Source organism: Streptomyces halobius (assembly GCF_023277745.1).
In the GTDB taxonomy this organism is placed as follows: Bacteria; Actinomycetota; Actinomycetes; order Streptomycetales; family Streptomycetaceae; genus Streptomyces; species Streptomyces halobius.
In genome coordinates, this window is record NZ_CP086322.1 from 4,786,073 (window position 1) to 4,803,082 (window position 17,010).

The 17,010-nt window shown below is 69.6% G+C and carries 17 protein-coding genes and 1 tRNA gene; 15 read left to right on the forward strand and 3 right to left on the reverse strand.

Going from position 1 to position 17,010, the window contains the following annotated elements; genetic code table 11:
- Nucleotides 1–6 precede the first annotated feature (6 nt).
- The 3 genes from K9S39_RS21725 to K9S39_RS21740 all read left to right on the forward strand — a co-directional run bounded on the left by K9S39_RS21725 (nucleotide 7) and on the right by K9S39_RS21740 (nucleotide 3,261).
- The gene (locus K9S39_RS21725; RefSeq protein WP_248865037.1) at nucleotides 7–1,239 is read left to right on the forward strand and encodes a GTP-binding protein; all 1,233 of its coding nucleotides are present in this window, start codon (nucleotides 7–9) and stop codon (nucleotides 1,237–1,239) included.
- Nucleotides 1,240–2,209: 970 nt separating this feature from the next.
- The gene (locus K9S39_RS21735; RefSeq protein WP_136742157.1) at nucleotides 2,210–2,506 is read left to right on the forward strand and encodes a type II toxin-antitoxin system VapB family antitoxin; all 297 of its coding nucleotides are present in this window, start codon (nucleotides 2,210–2,212) and stop codon (nucleotides 2,504–2,506) included.
- Nucleotides 2,507–2,616: 110 nt separating this feature from the next.
- A complete protein-coding gene (locus K9S39_RS21740) occupies nucleotides 2,617–3,261 on the forward strand; it encodes a LytR C-terminal domain-containing protein (RefSeq protein ID WP_248868891.1) in 645 nt (214 codons plus the stop codon).
- Nucleotides 3,262–3,590: 329 nt separating this feature from the next.
- Here the strand turns inward: K9S39_RS21740 and upp are convergent, their stop codons facing one another.
- The gene (gene upp / locus K9S39_RS21745) at nucleotides 3,591–4,226 is read right to left on the reverse strand and encodes a uracil phosphoribosyltransferase (protein ID WP_248865038.1); all 636 of its coding nucleotides are present in this window, start codon (nucleotides 4,224–4,226) and stop codon (nucleotides 3,591–3,593) included.
- A 240-nt stretch (nucleotides 4,227–4,466) separates the two neighbouring features.
- Here upp and K9S39_RS21750 point away from each other — a divergent pair, with 240 nt between their 5' ends.
- The 4 genes from K9S39_RS21750 to K9S39_RS21765 all read left to right on the forward strand — a co-directional run bounded on the left by K9S39_RS21750 (nucleotide 4,467) and on the right by K9S39_RS21765 (nucleotide 6,306).
- Nucleotides 4,467–4,661: a hypothetical protein gene (locus tag K9S39_RS21750; RefSeq protein ID WP_248868892.1), complete on the forward strand. Its 195-nt coding sequence runs from the start codon at nucleotides 4,467–4,469 to the stop codon at nucleotides 4,659–4,661.
- A gap of 222 nt (nucleotides 4,662–4,883) precedes the next feature.
- Nucleotides 4,884–5,411, forward strand: a complete 528-nt coding sequence (locus tag K9S39_RS21755; RefSeq protein ID WP_248868893.1) for a tRNA adenosine deaminase-associated protein — start codon at nucleotides 4,884–4,886, stop codon at nucleotides 5,409–5,411.
- 65 nt (nucleotides 5,412–5,476) lie between these two features.
- Entirely contained in the window at nucleotides 5,477–6,058 is a 582-nt protein-coding gene (locus K9S39_RS21760; RefSeq protein ID WP_248865039.1) for a nucleoside deaminase, read from the forward strand.
- Between the two features lie 161 nt (nucleotides 6,059–6,219).
- Nucleotides 6,220–6,306: transfer RNA gene (locus tag K9S39_RS21765), tRNA-Ser, on the forward strand.
- 298 nt (nucleotides 6,307–6,604) lie between these two features.
- Here the strand turns inward: K9S39_RS21765 and K9S39_RS21770 are convergent.
- Complete coding sequence (locus K9S39_RS21770; protein WP_248865040.1) at nucleotides 6,605–7,093, reverse strand: hypothetical protein; 489 nt, start codon at nucleotides 7,091–7,093, stop codon at nucleotides 6,605–6,607.
- A 550-nt stretch (nucleotides 7,094–7,643) separates the two neighbouring features.
- Between K9S39_RS21770 and K9S39_RS21775 the strand changes: the two genes are divergently transcribed.
- The 5 genes from K9S39_RS21775 (at nucleotide 7,644) to K9S39_RS21795 (ending at nucleotide 11,404) form a co-directional block, all read left to right on the forward strand.
- Nucleotides 7,644–7,808 (forward strand): hypothetical protein, encoded by a 165-nt coding sequence (locus K9S39_RS21775; RefSeq protein WP_248865041.1) that lies wholly within the window; start codon nucleotides 7,644–7,646, stop codon nucleotides 7,806–7,808.
- 64 nt (nucleotides 7,809–7,872) lie between these two features.
- Nucleotides 7,873–8,166: a Dabb family protein gene (locus K9S39_RS21780; protein WP_248865042.1), complete on the forward strand. Its 294-nt coding sequence runs from the start codon at nucleotides 7,873–7,875 to the stop codon at nucleotides 8,164–8,166.
- 380 nt (nucleotides 8,167–8,546) lie between these two features.
- Nucleotides 8,547–9,356 carry an RNA polymerase sigma factor SigF gene (locus K9S39_RS21785; RefSeq protein WP_248865043.1) on the forward strand — a complete coding sequence of 270 codons (810 nt, stop codon included), beginning with the start codon at nucleotides 8,547–8,549 and terminating at the stop codon, nucleotides 9,354–9,356.
- A 191-nt stretch (nucleotides 9,357–9,547) separates the two neighbouring features.
- Nucleotides 9,548–10,384 carry an RNA polymerase sigma factor SigF gene (locus K9S39_RS21790; RefSeq protein ID WP_248865044.1) on the forward strand — a complete coding sequence of 279 codons (837 nt, stop codon included), beginning with the start codon at nucleotides 9,548–9,550 and terminating at the stop codon, nucleotides 10,382–10,384.
- A 258-nt stretch (nucleotides 10,385–10,642) separates the two neighbouring features.
- Entirely contained in the window at nucleotides 10,643–11,404 is a 762-nt protein-coding gene (locus tag K9S39_RS21795) for a hypothetical protein (RefSeq protein WP_248865045.1), read from the forward strand.
- A gap of 439 nt (nucleotides 11,405–11,843) precedes the next feature.
- Here K9S39_RS21795 and K9S39_RS21800 read toward each other — a convergent pair whose 3' ends face one another.
- Nucleotides 11,844–12,056, reverse strand: a complete 213-nt coding sequence (locus K9S39_RS21800) for a hypothetical protein (RefSeq protein WP_248865046.1) — start codon at nucleotides 12,054–12,056, stop codon at nucleotides 11,844–11,846.
- A gap of 335 nt (nucleotides 12,057–12,391) precedes the next feature.
- On the opposite strand from K9S39_RS21800, the gene K9S39_RS21805 reads away from it, so the two are divergent.
- The 3 genes from K9S39_RS21805 to K9S39_RS21815 all read left to right on the forward strand — a co-directional run bounded on the left by K9S39_RS21805 (nucleotide 12,392) and on the right by K9S39_RS21815 (nucleotide 16,758).
- Nucleotides 12,392–12,841, forward strand: a complete 450-nt coding sequence (locus K9S39_RS21805; RefSeq protein ID WP_248865047.1) for a MarR family winged helix-turn-helix transcriptional regulator — start codon at nucleotides 12,392–12,394, stop codon at nucleotides 12,839–12,841.
- Nucleotides 12,842–12,876: 35 nt separating this feature from the next.
- Nucleotides 12,877–15,528, forward strand: coding sequence for an MFS transporter (locus tag K9S39_RS21810; RefSeq protein WP_248865048.1), 2,652 nt, complete (start codon nucleotides 12,877–12,879; stop codon nucleotides 15,526–15,528).
- Nucleotides 15,529–15,885: 357 nt separating this feature from the next.
- On the forward strand, nucleotides 15,886–16,758 hold the full coding sequence (locus tag K9S39_RS21815) for a YceI family protein (protein WP_248865049.1): 873 nt from the start codon (nucleotides 15,886–15,888) through the stop codon (nucleotides 16,756–16,758).
- Nucleotides 16,759–17,010 lie beyond the last annotated feature (252 nt).

Genomic DNA, 17,010 nt, shown 5'->3' on the forward strand with positions numbered 1-17,010 from the left:
TCGGCCATGGCGCATCCCCGGGAGGCGTCCGGACCCACGCGGGTTCCCGTCCGGCTGCCCGTCACCGTGCTCTCCGGGTTTCTCGGCGCGGGCAAGACCACCCTGCTCAACCACGTCCTGGGCAACCGGGAGGGCCTGCGGGTGGCCGTCATCGTCAATGACATGAGCGAGGTCAATATCGACGCCGCGCTCGTACGCGGGGGCGAGGCGGCGCTGTCCCGCACCGAGGAGCGGCTGGTCGAGATGACCAACGGGTGCATCTGCTGCACCCTGCGCGACGACCTCCTGGAGGAAGTCGACCGGCTGGCCCGGGAGGGCCGCTTCGACTACCTGCTGATCGAGTCCAGCGGTATCTCGGAGCCGATACCGGTCGCCGCGACCTTCGCCTTCCCGCGCGACGACGGCGCCACCCTCGGCGATCTGGCGCACCTGGACACCATGGTCACCGTCGTCGACGCCGCCAACTTCCTCCCCGAACTCACCGGCGGCGACGGCCTGGCCGCGCGCGGCCTCGACCAGTACGAGGACGACGAACGCACCGTCAGCGACCTGCTGATGGACCAGATCGAGTTCGCCGACGTCATCGTCCTGAACAAGCTGGACCTCGTCGACGCGGAAACCGCCGTACGCCTTCAGGCGACGCTGGCCCGGCTCAACCCGGCCGCGCGCATCGTCCCCGTCCAGCGGGGCCGGGTGGCGCCCGCCGAGATCCTGGGCACCGGCCGGTTCGACCTGGAGCGCGCCCAGCAGGCCCCGGGGTGGGTCCGCGAGCTCAACGGCGACCATGTGCCGGAGACCGAGGAGTACGGCATCTCCAGTACCGTCTTCCGGGACACGCGGCCCTTCCACCCCGGTCGCCTCTGGCACTTCGTCACCGAAGAGCTGGACAGCGGCGCGTACGGCGACATCCTCCGCTCCAAGGGCTTCTTCCGCCTGGCGTCCCGCCCTGGCATCACCGGACTGTGGTCCCAGGCCGGCACGGTCGCGCGTTTTGAACCATCGGGGATGGACGGCGGGGGCGGCGAAGACGGCCTGAGTGACCGGCAGCAGGGCCAGGAACTGGTCTTCATCGGCACCACCCTCCAGGCCGACCGCCTCCGGGCCGCCCTCACCGCCTGCCTTCTGGCCCCCGAGGAGGATGCCCCCGCACCGGCCGACGACCCGTTCCCGGCATGGGGTGTCCACGGGACCGACGAGGTGTGCGAGCACGAGCACGCCTCACCCGACCGGGCAGCCTGATCGCCAGCAGCGCGCCGAAGACCCCTGGGCGACGCGCAGACCGATCACCCAGCCGACCTCGGGGGCCAGTCCGATCCCCGCCGACGTCGCGGCGAAACCCAGCGTCCCGATGCCGAAGACCTGCCGGTGGCCTACCGGTCGCCGTGTCGGCCGGCGAAGACGAGCAGGCCCACGACGGCCATGAGACAGCCGGTGCCGGTCCCCTGCCGATGAGCGTGATACCCCGCCGCAGCCATGAGCTCATCGCCCCGCGCCCCCGTCCCGTTTTCCGGCCCGAGGTGCGCGTCCAACGCGGCACGGAACAAGGGGGGTTCGACGTCGTCGGCTCCCGTGGCGAACTGGAGACTGCCCCACCCCACAACTGCGTGATGCCGTGCAGATTCGCCCACAGCGCGCCCGCGACCACCGCCGGAGCCACATCGGCCCCAGCAGCGCCCTGCTGACCAGGTCAACGAGTACGTCGAAGAGCAGCAGAATGGTCTCCGCAGGATCAATCCCTTTATTTTCTCTGTATTATGACGTGGCATCACCTTGGAACATCCTGCGATGGGCCAGCGCGAAGTCGAGATAGCTCCGTCCCAGCGCCATCAAGCGCTGACGCTGCGCTCGACGTGAGCCGACTTGGTGCTCGCCTGCAGCGGGCGTGCGCCCTTTTCGGCTTCCCGCCGTTCAGGCCGTGGGGGAGAGACGGCGAAACACCCCCACGGCGGGGAAGCCGAAAACAGCGAGCAACCATGTCGGCTCAGGCAAAGCGCAGCACCCCCCAAGCCGGCCGAGGTCAAGCGCAGTGCTCCCAGGTAACCCATTCGTGTCGAATCCCCAGACGCCGCAGAAGCGGCCCCCACCCTGCCCGACCCCGCAAATCACCGACCCCACCCCCACGCGTCACTCCCCGTTTATCGGGATTCACCCCCTATGCGCTGCCGCGGCATGGCTGCGCCCGGTGCCGCTCGCCCGGTAGGCTTTCCGTGTGATCTTCAAGCGCATCGGAAATGGGCGACCGTACCCCGACCACGGCCGGGAGAGCACCCGCCAGTGGGCGGACGTGGCCCCCCGCCCGGTACGCCTCGACCAATTGGTGACCACCAAGCAGCAGCTCGATCTCGAAACGCTGCTCGCCGAGGACTCGACGTTCTACGGCGATCTCTTCGCGCATGTCGTGAAGTGGGACGGCGACCTCTATCTGGAGGACGGACTGCACCGCGCCGTACGCGCGGCCCTCCAGCAGCGCCAGGTGCTGCACGCCCGGGTGCTCGAACTGGGCTGACACAACGGGCATCCGCCGCCCGAATTGATCCTTTTGGGTTGGGTCTCGCGCCACGCGTTGATCATTTAGTAGGCATGTTCCCCGCCCCGCACTACGCTGCGGACATGAGCATGCTGACGCCCCCAGGCATGGGCGGTAAGAAGTACCGCATCACGGGCGACAGGTACCCGCGGATGCGCCGTCCCCGACACCGCCGCCGGATCATCCTCACCCTCGTGGCCGCGGCCTGCGTCCTCGGCCTGGGCGGCTGGGGAACCCTGCAGCTCATCGATGTCTTCGGCGGTAGCAGCACGACCGCCCGGGCCACCCAGGACGACAAGAAATGCCCCCGGCCCGGTTCCTCGGACGGCTCCCGCGCCAAGCCCGTCGCCGGCAAGCCGCCGAAGCCCGCGGCCGTTACCGTCAACGTCCTCAACGCCACTCAGCAGAGCGGCCTCGCCAGGCGCACCGCCGACGAGCTGAAGAGGCGCGGCTTCAAGATCGGCAAGGTGGGCAACGCCCCGGCGCCCTTCGACAAGAAGGTCAAGGGCACCGGGATACTGCTCGGCTCCAAGACCGCGGCCGCCGGCTCGCTGAAGGTGCTGAGCACCCAGCTGGTCGGCGCGGAGCAGCGGACGGACGGCCGCAAGGGCGGCGATCTCGACCTGATCCTCGGCGACGCCTTCAAGGAACTGACCAGGGTGCAGGACGCCGAGAAGGCACTGGCCCTGCTGAACCGCCCGTCGCCGGAGCCATCGGCCGCCGCGAAGTGCTGAACGCGCACGTGCTCGGGTCCCGGCCCGCACAGACGGCACCAGGTCCCTCGTGCCGAGCACCTCAGCCATCAGTGTCCGCGCCGGGCACCTCAGCCATCACCCCGTGCCGCGCGCCTCGGCCATTAATCCTCGTACCGGGCACCTCAGCCATCAATGCCCGCGCCCGGCACCTCAGACATCCGGCGCCGGGCACCTCAGCCACGAAAACCGGCGCCGAACACCTCAGCCGTCAACTGAGCAACCCCAACGGCGAGCAGCCACCTCCGCGAGAGCGATGGGGGTCCCCCGCGCCTTAAGCGTGAGGGAGGATCAGCCGCAGAGGGCAGCCCTCAGCCCGCGTTGCCGTACATCCGGTCGCCCGCGTCACCGAGTCCCGGCACGATGTAGCGGTCCTCGTTCAGCCGCTCGTCGACCGCCGCGGTGACCACCGTCACCGGCGTACCGGCCAGCTCCCGTTCCATGACCTCGACGCCCTCCGGCGCGGCCAGCAGGCAGAGTGCGGTGACATCGTCCGCGCCCCGCTTGATCAGCTCGCGGATCGCCGCGACCAGCGTTCCGCCGGTGGCGAGCATCGGGTCGACGACGTAGATCTGGCGGCCCGAGAGGTCGTCCGGCATGCGTGTGGCATACGTGTGCGCCTCGTAGGTCTCCTCGTTCCGCACCATGCCCATGAAGCCGACCTCGGCGGTGGGCAGCAGCCGGACCATGCCGTCGAGCATGCCCAGACCGGCGCGCAGGATCGGTACGACCATGGGGCGCGGGTGCGAGAGCCGCACCCCGGTGGTCGCCGTCACCGGCGTCTCGATGTCGACCTGCTCGGTGCGCACATCACGGGTGGCCTCGTAGGCGAGCAGGGTGACCAGCTCGTCGGCGAGCCGCCGGAAAGTCGGGGAGTCGGTGCGCTTGTCGCGCAGTGTGGTGAGTTTGTGCGCCACCAGCGGGTGGTCGACGACGTGGATCCGCATGGCATCGACAGTAACCGAGCCGGAAGCCGCCGATGCCCGCCCCCGCGTCGCCCGGTGACGGTTCCGGCCGCCCCGCACTGGCATCGAACCGTCGGGGCGAGGGAAAGTGAGCCCATACGCCCGATACGCCGACCCGTCGTCGGGCGAGGACCCACCCGAGGCGGTGTGTGCAGCGTGCCGGAGCGTAAGCAGACCGACGACATTACGGCAGCCCAGTCCGATGTGCAGGGCGAGTCCGATGTGCGGGGCGAGTCCGATGTGCGGGGCGAGTCCGGAGTGCAGGGCGTCGAGAGCGATGCGGCGCGCCGACGACGCCGCGCGCAGTTCCTCCGGGAGCTGCATGAGGCGAGGGAGCTCCGGGACCGCGTCCAGCCGCGCCGCGCGCGGGCCGCCCGGATGCGCCAGGTCATGCGGATGCGCACGTTCCGCTGGTAGGCGCCTCCCCCCGTGCCGCGTCCCGCAGACGGTCACACACCCCCCGTACCGCCTCCCACGCTGCGGCACGTGAGCGACATCTCTCACATCCTCATCACGACGCAGCGCCGAAGACCCCGCGCGAACGCGATGTTTCTGCCACGATTCCGAAGGGGCGGGACTGCGGCGTGCAGCGCCGCCCCGCCCGGCCCGGCACGCCCTATGACCAGTGGGAGAGTCACGGTGTACTTCGCCGCACTGCTCGCGCGCACCGAAGAAGGGTGGGAAGCGAGCGATACGGAGCTCGACGATGTGGAGACGCTGACCGATCTGGCCGATCTGGCCCGAGAGGCGGCGATCGACGACGACACGGTGGTGGCGCTCATCGAACAGGAGGGCACCTGGTTCGGTGTCGTCCGGGTGGAAGGCGAGGACGACCCTCGGGTGTTTCTCTCCGACGCCGCCGCCGCTGCCAGAAGCTCGTACGGCGCGATGCTGACCGACGAGCTCCTCGGCCGCGATTCCAACGAAGCGGACGAACTCGACAGCCTCGACCTGGACGGTACGGAGGACGGCGAACCCGAAACGGAACCGGAGAACATCGACGACGATCTGGCCGGCGGCCCGGTGCCGCACGGGCCGCTCGGCGACGCGAGGCTCTTGGAGGACCTCGGCGTCGGCGAGAAGGAGCTGCTCGGCCTGGAGGGCGACGCACTCTCCGAGATCGCCGACGCCCTGGGCTGCACGGACGTCCTGGAGACCGTGCGCTGAGCCCTGCCGGGCCCCCGTCCTGCCCCTGGGCCCGGCCCCCCGGTCACGTCCCCGACACTGGGGACATGACCGTGCCCCCATCCGCCCCTGAGCCCTCCTCCGCGCCCGACCCGCTGCGCGATCCCTGGATCGCCCCGATGCGTCAGGCGCTGGACGAGGCCGCCCGCGCCCCCGGGACCGGTGACGTCCCGGTGGGCGCCGTCGTGCTGTCCGCGGACGGCACGGTGCTCGGCACCGGCCACAACGAACGCGAGGCGACCGGCGACCCGACCGCCCACGCGGAGATCCTGGCGCTGCGGTCGGCGGCTCGAAACCTGAGAGAGGAAGCATCGCGCTGGGGGTCCCCCCGGACGGAGTCCGGGGGCGATTCCGGCCGGGGTGGTGGCGGGAGACGGGCGGGCGAATGGCGGCTGACCGGCTGCACCCTCGTCGTCACCCTCGAACCCTGCACGATGTGCGCCGGCGCGATCGTCCTCTCCCGCGTCGACCGCGTCGTCTACGGCGCCCGTGACGCCAAGGCGGGCGCGGCCGGCTCCCTCTGGGACGTCATCCGCGACCGCCGCCTCAACCACCGCCCCGAGGTCATCACGGGTGTCCTCGAAGCCGAGTGCGCGGACCGGCTGACCGCCTTCTTCCGCGACCGCTGACGCGACCACTGACAGACCGCCGGCGCAGCCACTGACACGACTGCCGGCGCAGCCGCTGAGACGATCACCGACGTGATCACCGACGTGATCGCCGGACCCCGCTGACCAGCGACGGGAATCCGATTTCGGTGCACGGCCCCCCGTGGGCTAAGCTCTCTCTCGGTAGCGTGTCCGAGCGGCCGAAGGAGCGCGCCTCGAAAGCGCGTGAGGGGGCAACTCCTCCGTGGGTTCAAATCCCACCGCTACCGCTCGTAACACCCCGCCGGTCAGTGGAAGCACTGACCGGCGGGGTGTTTTTGCGTGTCGGTGTTTTGTGTGTGGGTGTCTTGTTGTATGGGCGCTCCGGCCGTTCTCCGTGTCGGAGGCGGATGTTGCGTGGCGCCCCTGGGGCGGGCGGTCGCCGCTGATCGCCGTCTTTCCCATCACCGCGAGTTTCTCCGGCAGTTCACCGCCGCCCCGGCCGGCGTTCGGGGCGGCGGCGGACAGGGCGGTGCGGCGGGCCTGAGGCCTGTCCATGGATCAGGGCCCGGTCGGCCCCAGTCGGGCCTAGTCGTTGCGCCGCCGGAAGGCCCGGCGGACGAAGTGGACGATCAGCCAGATCACCGCGATGGCGATGACGAGGAAGATCACGAACAGCACGATCGCGATGATGCCGAGCTTCTTGAAGAAGCTCTTCGACTTCTTCTTCGCCTTCGACTTCCACTTGGACTTCTTGCCGGCCAGATCGACATATGCCGAGCCGTGCTGCGACGAGGCGGTGGTGACCGTTCCGGCGGCGGTCCCGGTGGCCGCTCCGGTGCCCGTGCTCGCGGTGCCCGCCGTACGGGCATCCGTTTCCGCGGCGGTATGCGTGACGGTCGCCGCGGTGTGCGGGGCGCTCACGCCTGCGGCGGCGGCCGGTGCGGCAGCCGCCGCCAGCAGACCGAACAGCAGCGCCAGCACCACGGCCGGACGCCGCCGCGCCTGCTGCCGCTGTGCCCACTGCCGCCGCGTGCGCCGCGAATCTCCGTACGGGCGTACCGAGTTCATCTCCATGGATCCAATCCCCCTCCTGTCGGGCGTCCAGCCATTATGGGCGTGCGTCGACGAGCACCCTGACGGAGGTTGTCGACCTCCCTCGGACGCGGGACCGCCCCCGTCGGTTGCGAGGCGCCGACGAGGCCAAGGGAAGGGAAAAGAAGAGGGAGGGAACGGGGGGACGGCCCGCTCAGAGGAGCCGTTCGGGTCGGGGGAAGCGGCGTCGGGGGGACAGGCCGCTTCCCCCGATGAGGACCGAACCTCCAAGTCCACGCCGCAGTCAGGGGGAGTTCGCGGCGCGGACCCCGCAGCGAGGTCCTGATCCCAGGACCAGCGGATTCCTGCCAGATCCGCCGGACACATCACCCATACTGCCCCTGACGGGCCGCTCAACGGCTGGGCGAAGGGCCTCATTTGGCGGGCCTTTGGTCCTTAAAGACCGGATCAGTGGCAGGCGGCCCGCGGGGACATGACACACAATCCCCACCTCTGCCCTCGAACACCTGTGGTTAGACTCACCCGACTGCACTCGGGAACTGCAGGTACGGTCACAGGGGAGACGCGACTGATGGTGCAAGCGAAAAAGATCGCGATCTACGTGGTCACCGTCTTCGTGCTCTACACGATCATCACCTCCCCCCGCCGGGCCGCCGATCTCGTCCGGATAGGCTTCGAGGGCATCTCGACCGCTGCCCAGGGCGTCGGCGCGTTCATGACGCAGCTGATCAGCTAGACATCGGACGGTCCGGCGCCGGGCCGGACTCCGGCTCCCCGATATCCGCCGCACGGAGGCCCCAGTGATCCGCCACCTGGTCCTGTTCAAGCTCAACGAAGGTGTCTCGCGTGATGAGGAACGCGTGCGGGCCAGCGTGCGCGCGACCATGGAGCTGAAGGGCCGGATTCCGGAGCTGGAGTTCTGGGAGTGCGCCTGGAACATCACCGACCGTCCGATCGCCTACGACTTCGCGATCAACTCGGCCGTCGCCGACACGGACGCCCTCAAGCGCTACATCGAGCACCCGGCCCACCAGGCCGCCGTCGCCCGGTGGCGCGAGTTCGCCACCTGGGTGATCGCCGACTACGAGTTCTGAGCCGGCGCCCCCACACACCGAGCCCCCCGCCCGTACCGGCGGGGGGCTTCACCGTATCCGCTCCCCCGCCGCCCCCTCGCGCCCGCACACGGCCCGCGATGCCGAGAAGCAGATCGCCCTCCTGCACGTCACCCCTCGCGGGCCCGCACGCGGCCCGTACGCGCCCCCGCGCGCCACCGCCCTCCATAAAACCCGCAGCCAACCCCGCCAGCACCTCCTATGGCGCCTCACGCGTCCCCAGACCCACAAACACCCCGCCCCCCACCCAATTCCCATCCAACTCAGCACTCAACACGTCGTTATGGGGTGCTTGCACACAGTGCACATGTCTTGTGATGCTATGACCGCTTTTGCCGGATACATGCACTGCGAAGGGTGGCGTGACCGTGACGGCCCGTACTGCGCCCAAGGCTCCGTCCCGCGAGAGCCGAAGCGCGGACACGCGGGCACTCACCCAGGTGCTGTTCGCGGAGCTGGCGGACCTGGAACCCGGCACTCCCGAGCACGCCCGGGTCCGTGCCGCGCTGATCGAGGCCAATCTGCCGCTGGTGCGCTACGCCGCCGCCCGTTTTCGCAGTCGCAACGAACCGATGGAAGACGTCATCCAGGTCGGCACCATCGGCCTGATCAACGCCATCGACCGGTTCGACCCCGACCGCGGCGTCCAGTTCCCGACCTTCGCGATGCCGACCGTCGTCGGCGAGATCAAGCGCTACTTTCGCGACAATGTCCGCACCGTTCACGTCCCGCGCCGCCTCCACGAACTGTGGGTGCAAGTCAACGGCGCGACCGAGGATCTGACGGTGCTGCACGGCCGGTCGCCCACCACCGCCGAGATCGCCGAGCGGCTCAAGATCGGCGAGGACGAGGTCCTGGCCTGCCTGGAGGCCGGCCGTTCGTACCACGCGACGTCCCTGGAGGCCGCCCAGGAGGGCGACGGTCTGCCGGGCCTCCTGGACCGGCTCGGATACGAGGATCCGGAACTGGCCGGCGTCGAGCACCGCGACCTCGTCCGGCATCTCCTCGTCCAGCTGCCCGAGCGCGAACAGCGCATCCTTCTCCTGCGCTACTACAGCAACTTGACGCAGTCCCAGATCAGCGCGGAGCTGGGAGTATCGCAGATGCATGTGTCACGTCTGCTGTCGCGCAGCTTCGCCAGATTGAGATCCGCAAACAGGATCGACGCCTAACCGGGAAGGACGACCCGTTCCTGCACAGATATGTCGACATGGCGCTACAGCGTGTTGCCGACATGTGACATTCTGCAGGAACCGCGTTTGCCATGGCTCTGGCTCCGGTATTCAGGTGGAGGCATAACTCCTCGGTCCGGCCTGGGCCGAGGGACGCCGTAGCGACCCAACCGCGACCTCAAGGGGGTGGCATGTCCGTAGAACTGGGCAGCTCGAAGGTGCTTGCCGCGATTCCCGCGCCTGCGCCACACGTGCATGACGACGACTCCATCAACACCCGCACGCTCTCCCGCTCCCTCTTCCTGCGGCTGGCCACGCTCGACAAGGACTGCGCGGAGCGTACGTACGTCCGCGACACCCTGATCGAACTCAACCTCCCGCTCGTGCGCTACGCCGCGGCACGGTTCCGCAGCCGCAACGAACCGATGGAGGACATCGTCCAGGTCGGCACGATCGGACTGATCAAGGCGATCGACCGTTTCGATTGCGAACGCGGGGTGGAATTCCCGACGTTCGCGATGCCGACCGTCGTCGGCGAGATCAAGCGCTTCTTCCGCGACACGTCCTGGTCGGTACGGGTACCACGCCGCCTCCAGGAGCTCCGGCTCGCCCTCACCAAGGCCAGCGACGAGCTCGCCCAGCAGCTGGACCGCTCGCCGACGGTGCCCGAACTGGCCATGTGCCTGGGGGTGTCGGAGGAGGACGTCGTCGACGGCCTGGCGGTCGGCAACGCCTACACCGCCTCCTCCCTCGACTCCCCGTCCCCCGAGGACGACGGCAGCGAGGGCTCCCTCGCGGACCGCCTCGGCTACGAGGACTCCGCGCTGGAGGGCGTCGAGTACCGCGAATCCCTCAAGCCCCTGCTGGCCAAACTCCCGGCCCGTGAACGGCAGATCATCATGCTCCGGTTCTTCGCCAACATGACGCAGTCACAGATCGGCGAGGAGGTCGGCATCTCCCAGATGCATGTCTCCCGGCTGCTCACCCGCACGCTCGCGCAGCTGCGCGAAGGTCTTATCTCAGACTGAGGCCCGGTCCGCCGAGAGGCAGGCGACACGCGCATCGTCGCGGCGCTCGGCGGACAACCGTACAGCGGGAGGCTGTTGGGGCAGCTTGCCATCTCTCGTGTCCGTACGAATCTTGCAACCGTACGAGCCTTGTGACCGTACGAGTCTTGTGACCGTACCCAACTCCCGTGGCCGTACGAAGCGTTCGCACCACCCCCTGTACTCCTGACGTCACGTCAGCGACACTGTCCCCCGGCTACCGTTGGGAGGTGCCCCACGATGCGACGGACGACGGCTGCCGCCTCCGCTTCGGCGGCCCTACTGTGCCTGAGCGTTCTGCTCAGCGGCTGCGGGGGCACGTCCGAGCACGGCTATGTCGCGGTGGGCGCGGCAGGTCCCTCCGATGGCCGCGCACCGACGAAGGCCGTACCTCCGGAGGGCGAAGTCGAGCTGACGCCTCTGGACGGCGACCGTCCTGGCGACGCCGACGGCGCCGACGAGCGCGCACCGGGTTCCTCCGCACCGGGTTCCTCCGCACCGGGTTCCTCCGCTTCGCCGGCCGCCCCCGGCCCCCCGGGCGACAGCGCTCCCGCCGCCAACTCGCCCTCTCCGCCTGGTACTCCCCGTCCGCCCGGCTCCTCCGACGACTCGGGCTCCTCCGGCGACGGCTCGCCCGGCAGCGGCTCGCCCACTCCCAGGCCGCCCTCGCCCGCCCTCCCGGCCGGCCCGGACACCCCGGCCGGGCTCGTGATCGGCCGGCCCGCCCTCGTCGACACCGACGTCCGCTGGTGCGAAAAGGTCACCGTCGACTTCCTCCACACCGGCAAGCGCCCGGTCACCGCCGGCACCATCACCTTCGGCACCCACGTCATCGGCCCCCTCGGCATCGACTGGGCGACGATCGACTCCACCCGCAGGCTTCCGCTGCCGCTCGCGCCCGGCGAGCGGAAGACCGGCACCTGGCGAGTGTGCGTGGACGCGTGGCGAGTGCCGCTCGGTATGCATATCGACACCCGGGATGTGACGTTCGACTGGAAGTGACGTCCCTCCGGGCGCGCGGCAGGAGGCGGCGGCGCTGATCACAGCGGCGTTGGAAGCCGCGTCAGCCGATCACAACGTCCCGGCTTCTTTCGTCTCCCCGCCGCCGGGCCCGGTGTCATACGTCCACGCGTCCACGGCAGCTGCTGCAACTGCCCCAGTTTCTCCTCGACGGTCATCCGTGCGGGCAGTTTCCCGATCTTGCGCGCGTACGGCCCCGGTTCCCGCACGGCGGCCCCGACGCCTTCACCAGGGGCCGCCTGCGCCGGTCCGCCGGCCGCCGTGACCGCACCGGCCGCGGCAACGGTGCCCCGGGATCACCCGGGCCCCCGTTCGTGCGGAAGTCCAAAGAATGGCCGCGTAGGCACGAAAGTCGTCTAGGTACGAAGGCGTAAGCACGACGTCGTGCGGGCCTTTCCGGCCCTGGCCAATCGGTCAGGGCCTATGCCAGTGCCAGCCAGGCCGCGCCGGCCACGACCGCGATCGCGACGATCACGCCGATGATGACGCCCACGCGCGGGCCGGCCGACTGCTGGGCCGTCGCGCGGCCGCCGGCCTGCGGGGTGCCGCCCTCGTCGACGAAGGCGCGGAACATCTGCGTGCTGCCCGCCGGGTCGTAGTTGCCGTCGGCCTGGTTCTGCGGGTTGGTCGCCATGGGGCAGGACCCTAGCGAACCGGCGGCGGAGGGGCACCCCGGGGGCGCGTACCAGCACATATACGGCACGTATGCGGAGGTGTGCAGCACGCATGCGGCACGTTTGCGCCATGCATGCGGCACGTACGCACACCTGCCGGCACGAAGCCGGCAGGGGCGCGCACATGCCCCGCCACACCGACCCACCTGCGGCTTTCGGCAGTGAATCGCGGGCCTTGACCTCCGCCCGGCCGAGACTTTTGGCTCCTTTTACCCCTACCGCACCCATTTCATTTGCCTTCAGCAACCAACGTTAATTATGGTTGCCCTAAGCAACGAAAGATCATGGAGGGACCGTGGCCGCTCAGAGTCAGTACGAAGAGCTGGTCCGGCAACTCAGCGCCATCGGTGCCGTCAAGCGGGAAATGGGGCGGATCCTTCCGCAGGACTGCCCACCCGCGTCGGCCGGTGTGCTCACGCTTCTCGACCGGCACGGCGAGATGCGGATGAGCCAGCTCGCCGAGCTGCTGGCGATCGACATGTCGGTGACCAGCCGGCATGTCGCGCACGTCTGCGAGCGCGGCTGGATCGAGCGGAAGCCCGATCCGGCGGACAAGCGGTCGCGGCTGCTCCGCCTGACCCCGAGCGGCAAGGAGCTCCTCCAGGAGCTCGCCGAGCGCTACACCCAATCACTCGCCCGATACCTGGACGACTGGTCCGACGATGACGTCGGCCGTCTCAACGAGCTGCTCGCCAAGCTCCGTACGAGCTTCGGCGACTGCCGTATGCGAGCGCATCACGACTGACCCACCCGTACACCCGCAGGACGAAAAGGAACTACATGGCTACGACCACACCAGCCGGTGTGCGGGGCGGCCACGCCAAACATGGAGGTGGCGGTCACAGCGCCTCCAGCGGGGCGCCCATGACGCACCGTCAGATCATGGAGGCACTGTCCGGGCTGCTGCTCGGCATGTTCGTCGCCATTCTGTCGTCGACGATCGTGTCGAATGCGCTGCCGGAGATCATTCATGATCTGGAGGGCGGGCAGAGCGCCTACACCTGGGTCGTCACCGCCGCGCTGCTGTCGATGACCGCGTCCACCCCGCTGTGGGGCAAGCTCTCCGATCTCTTCAGCAAGAAGCTGCTGGTGCAGTTCGCGCTGCTCATCTACGTCGCGGGATCGGTGGTCGCCGGGCTGTCGCAGAACACCGGCATGCTGATCGCCTGCCGCGTGGTGCAGGGCATAGGCGTGGGCGGACTGTCCGCCCTGGCCCAGATCGTGATGGCCGCGATGATCTCACCGCGGGAGCGCGGCCGTTACAGCGGTTACCTCGGTGCCGTCTTCGCCGTAGCCACCGTCGGCGGCCCGCTGCTCGGCGGCGTCATCACCGACACCAGCTGGCTCGGCTGGCGCTGGTGCTTCTACGTCGGTGTGCCGTTCGCGGTCATCGCGCTCATCGTGCTGCAGAAGACGCTCAAGCTGCCCGTGGTGAAGCGGGAAGGCGTCAAGGTCGACTGGGCGGGTGCGTTCTTCATCAGCGCGGCGGTGTCGCTGCTGCTGGTGTGGGTGACGCTGGCCGGTGACAAGTACGCGTGGTGGTCGTGGCAGACCGGTGCGATGGTCGGCGGCTCGGTCGTCCTCGGCATGATCTTCGTCCTCGTGGAAGCCAGGGCGAAGGAGCCGATCATCCCGCTGCGGCTGTTCCGCAACAAGACGATCACCCTGGCGTCGATGTCGTCGATGTTCGTCGGTATCGCGATGTTCACCGGCACCGTCTTCTTCAGCCAGTACTTCCAGCTGGCGCGCGGTGAGTCGCCGACGATGTCCGGTGTGCTGACGATCCCGATGATCGGTGGTCTGTTCATCTCCTCGACGGTGTCGGGGCAGATCATCACCAAGACCGGGAAGTGGAAGGCCTGGCTGGTCAGCGGTGGTGCGCTGGTGACCGCGGGGCTCGGGCTGCTGGGCACGATCCGTTACGACACGGAGTACTGGCAGGTCGCGATCTTCATGGCCCTGATGGGGCTGGGCATCGGCATGATGATGCAGAACCTGGTGCTGTGCACGCAGAACCAGGTGGCCCCCGAAGACCTCGGTTCGGCCTCCTCCGTCGTCACCTTCTTCCGCTCCCTCGGTGGTGCGGTGGGCGTCTCGGCGCTCGGTGCGGTGCTCGCCAACCGCGTCACCCACTACGTCAAGGACGGACTGACCGAGCTCGGGCCCCAGGCCGCGAAGGCGGCCGCCCAGGCCGGCGGCAACAGCGGCGGCATACCGGACCTGGACGCCCTCCCGGCGCCGCTGCGCACCGTCATGGAGACCGCGTACGGGCACGGCGTCGGCGATGTCTTCCTGTACGCGGCACCCTGCGCGCTGCTCGCCTTTCTCTTCACGCTGTGCATCAAGGAGGTCGCGTTGAAGACGCGGGGTGGACTGGCGCAGAGCGGTGAGTCGCAGAGTGGTGCGGGCGCGAGTGGTGCGGGGCAGAGCAGCGAGGCGGTGAACGGTGCGGAGGCGATGGCTCCGGTGAACGCCCCGACTGCGGCCACGGCCTCGACGGACGGCGAGCAGTCGGAGCCCGCGCTGGTGGGTGCGCCGGCCGCCCCGGTCCCGGACTCGTACGACGACGGTGCGCATACGCCGTCCTGGGCACAGCCGGCCGCCGCGACGGTGGCGCAGCCGCTCGCCGCGTACGCCTCGGCCGGTGGCGGCGATGCCGCGCCGTCCGGCCCGTCGGTCCACGGCTTCGTCCGCAACGGGGAGGGCAGTCCCGTCCCGCGCTCCGCGGTGACGCTGATCTCGCTGAGCGGGCGTCAGCTGGGCCGCGCGGTCTCCGGGGCCAACGGCTCGTACGCGCTCAACGCCCCCGGTGCCGGCTCGTACGTCCTGATCGCGGCCGCCGACGGGCACCAGCCGCAGGCGTCCACGGTTGTCGTCGGGGAGCAGCCGCTCGGTTACGACATCCTGCTCAGCGGCACCAGCGGTCTCGCCGGCCAGGTCCGCAGCGCGCCCACCGGTGCGCCGGTCGACGGGGCGATGGTCGTCGTCACCGATGTCCGGGGCGAGGTACTGGCCACCGGGAAGACCGGCGCGGAGGGCTACTTCGCCTTCGACGAGCTGGCGACGGGCACCTTCACCGTCGCGGTGAACGCGGCCGACTTCCGGCCGGCCGCGCTGCCGGTCGAGGTCGGCGGCCAGGGCACGACCCATGTCGAGGTCGAGCTGCTGTCCGGCGCACGGGTGCAGGGCGTCGTGCGGGCGGGTGCGCACCGCCGGCCGCTGCCCGATGCGCGGGTGACGCTGGTGGACGCCGCGGGCAACGTCGTGGCCACGTCCACCACCGGAGAGGACGGCGCGTACGCCTTCACCGACCTGGACGCCGGCGACTACACGGTCATCGCGAGCGGCTACCCACCGGCCGCCAGTGGACTGACGGTGGACGCGCGTGGGGTGGATGGGCATGACGTTGAGCTGGCGCATCCGGAGGACTGATCGGTCGGCTGGTTGAACGGTCGGCTGACGGGTCGGTGGACTGGCCGGCCGGTGGGTTCGCCGGTCGGCTCATGGAACGGCCGGTTGGTTCGCTGGTCGGCTGATTGGCCGGACCAGCCCGGCTGACCTCCGGGCACAAGACTCCGGGCCCAGGCGCGTGTTGAGCGGAGACGCGCCCCGGCCCGGACACCAGGGCTCCGGCGGCGGCTGTGCGCACAGGCAGGGGACGGCCTGCACACCGCCGCCCGGAGCCCGACATTCCCCCAAACTCTCGGCTTCTCCCCCACTCTCAACTCGTTCGAGCGGGGGGGACCCCCATGAACAGGGAGCACCCATGAGGCAAGAAATGGAGTGGCAATGACTTCGACGGGCGCGGGAGCGGGAGCCGACGCGGGCGCGGGAGCGGGTTCCGCGGGAGTACGGGCGCAGATCCGCACCCGGGACGGCTGGGCGGTGCAGCACGCCGTGCTGACCGTCACCGATATGACGGGCACTCAGGTGCTGCGTGCGGCGGCGGACGGGGAAGGCGCCATCCGCAGCGAACAGCCGCTGCCCGCCGGCCCGTACACGGTCATCGTGACGGCCGTCGGCTATGCGCCGGTCGCCTCCAGCGCGATCGTGACGGGGAGCGGCCGGATGGACGTGGGCAGTGTGGTGCTGGCACGGCAGGGCGGGGCCGAGCTGCCGCCGCCCGGCACCTGGACGATCGATCCGATGCACTCGACGGTGGGCGCGATCGCCCAGCACCTGGGGATCTCCAGTGTGCACGGCCGGTTCACCGAGTTCGGTGGCCGGATCGAGATCGCCGAGGACCTGTCGCGGTCGCGGGTCGAGGCGGTCATCAAGGCGGCGTCGGTGGACACCGGCAACGGGATGCGGGACGGGCATCTGCGCTCCGAGGACTTCCTGAACGTCGTGGAGTTCCCGGAGATCACCTATCGCAGCACGGGTCTGACGCCGGCCGGACCGGACCGCTGGACGGTGCACGGTGAGCTGTCCCTGCACGGTGTCGTACGGCCGGTGGACCTCGATCTGAGCTACCTCGGCAGCGGTCCGGACCCGTGGGGCGGGCTGCGCGCCGCCTTCCGTGCCACCGCCGAACTGCGCCGCGAGGACTTCAAGATGAACTACAACCAGGTCGTGGCGGCCGGGATCGCGGCGATCGGGACGACGTTGCGGGTGGAGCTGGCCATTCAGGCGGTGCAGGGGGAGACGCTGCCTATGGGGTGAGTCTGGTAACACAGCGCCGCGTCTTCCGCTTCCTGCTTCGGGCAAGATCGAATTCCTGGTGTGACTCCTGTGACTGCGGCGAGCTGCCTGCCGCGAAGGCGGTTCAGCACGCCGGACGCGGCCGGGACCTACGGCACTTCGTGCAACCAGATCACCAGGGCCGATCAACTCGCTGCTGCTCGTCCGGCCATAGTCAGTAGTCAGCAGTCATAGGGCATCCCCATAGCGGCAGTTGTGGTCGCTGCGGTCGCT

What these genes read in the sequence shown, in the direction of transcription:
- K9S39_RS21725 (WP_248865037.1), top strand. Translation starts at nt 7, where the DNA reads ATGGCGCATCCCCGGGAGGCGTCCGGACCCACGCGGGTTCCCGTCCGG.
- K9S39_RS21740 (WP_248868891.1), top strand. Translation starts at nt 2,617, where the DNA reads ATGCTGACGCCCCCAGGCATGGGCGGTAAGAAGTACCGCATCACGGGC.
- upp (WP_248865038.1), bottom strand. Translation starts at nt 4,226, where the DNA reads ATGCGGATCCACGTCGTCGACCACCCGCTGGTGGCGCACAAACTCACC.
- K9S39_RS21760 (WP_248865039.1), top strand. Translation starts at nt 5,477, where the DNA reads ATGACCGTGCCCCCATCCGCCCCTGAGCCCTCCTCCGCGCCCGACCCG.
- K9S39_RS21770 (WP_248865040.1), bottom strand. Translation starts at nt 7,093, where the DNA reads ATGGAGATGAACTCGGTACGCCCGTACGGAGATTCGCGGCGCACGCGG.
- K9S39_RS21775 (WP_248865041.1), top strand. Translation starts at nt 7,644, where the DNA reads ATGGTGCAAGCGAAAAAGATCGCGATCTACGTGGTCACCGTCTTCGTG.
- K9S39_RS21790 (WP_248865044.1), top strand. Translation starts at nt 9,548, where the DNA reads ATGTCCGTAGAACTGGGCAGCTCGAAGGTGCTTGCCGCGATTCCCGCG.
- K9S39_RS21795 (WP_248865045.1), top strand. Translation starts at nt 10,643, where the DNA reads ATGCGACGGACGACGGCTGCCGCCTCCGCTTCGGCGGCCCTACTGTGC.
- K9S39_RS21800 (WP_248865046.1), bottom strand. Translation starts at nt 12,056, where the DNA reads ATGGCGACCAACCCGCAGAACCAGGCCGACGGCAACTACGACCCGGCG.
- K9S39_RS21810 (WP_248865048.1), top strand. Translation starts at nt 12,877, where the DNA reads ATGGCTACGACCACACCAGCCGGTGTGCGGGGCGGCCACGCCAAACAT.
- K9S39_RS21815 (WP_248865049.1), top strand. Translation starts at nt 15,886, where the DNA reads ATGACTTCGACGGGCGCGGGAGCGGGAGCCGACGCGGGCGCGGGAGCG.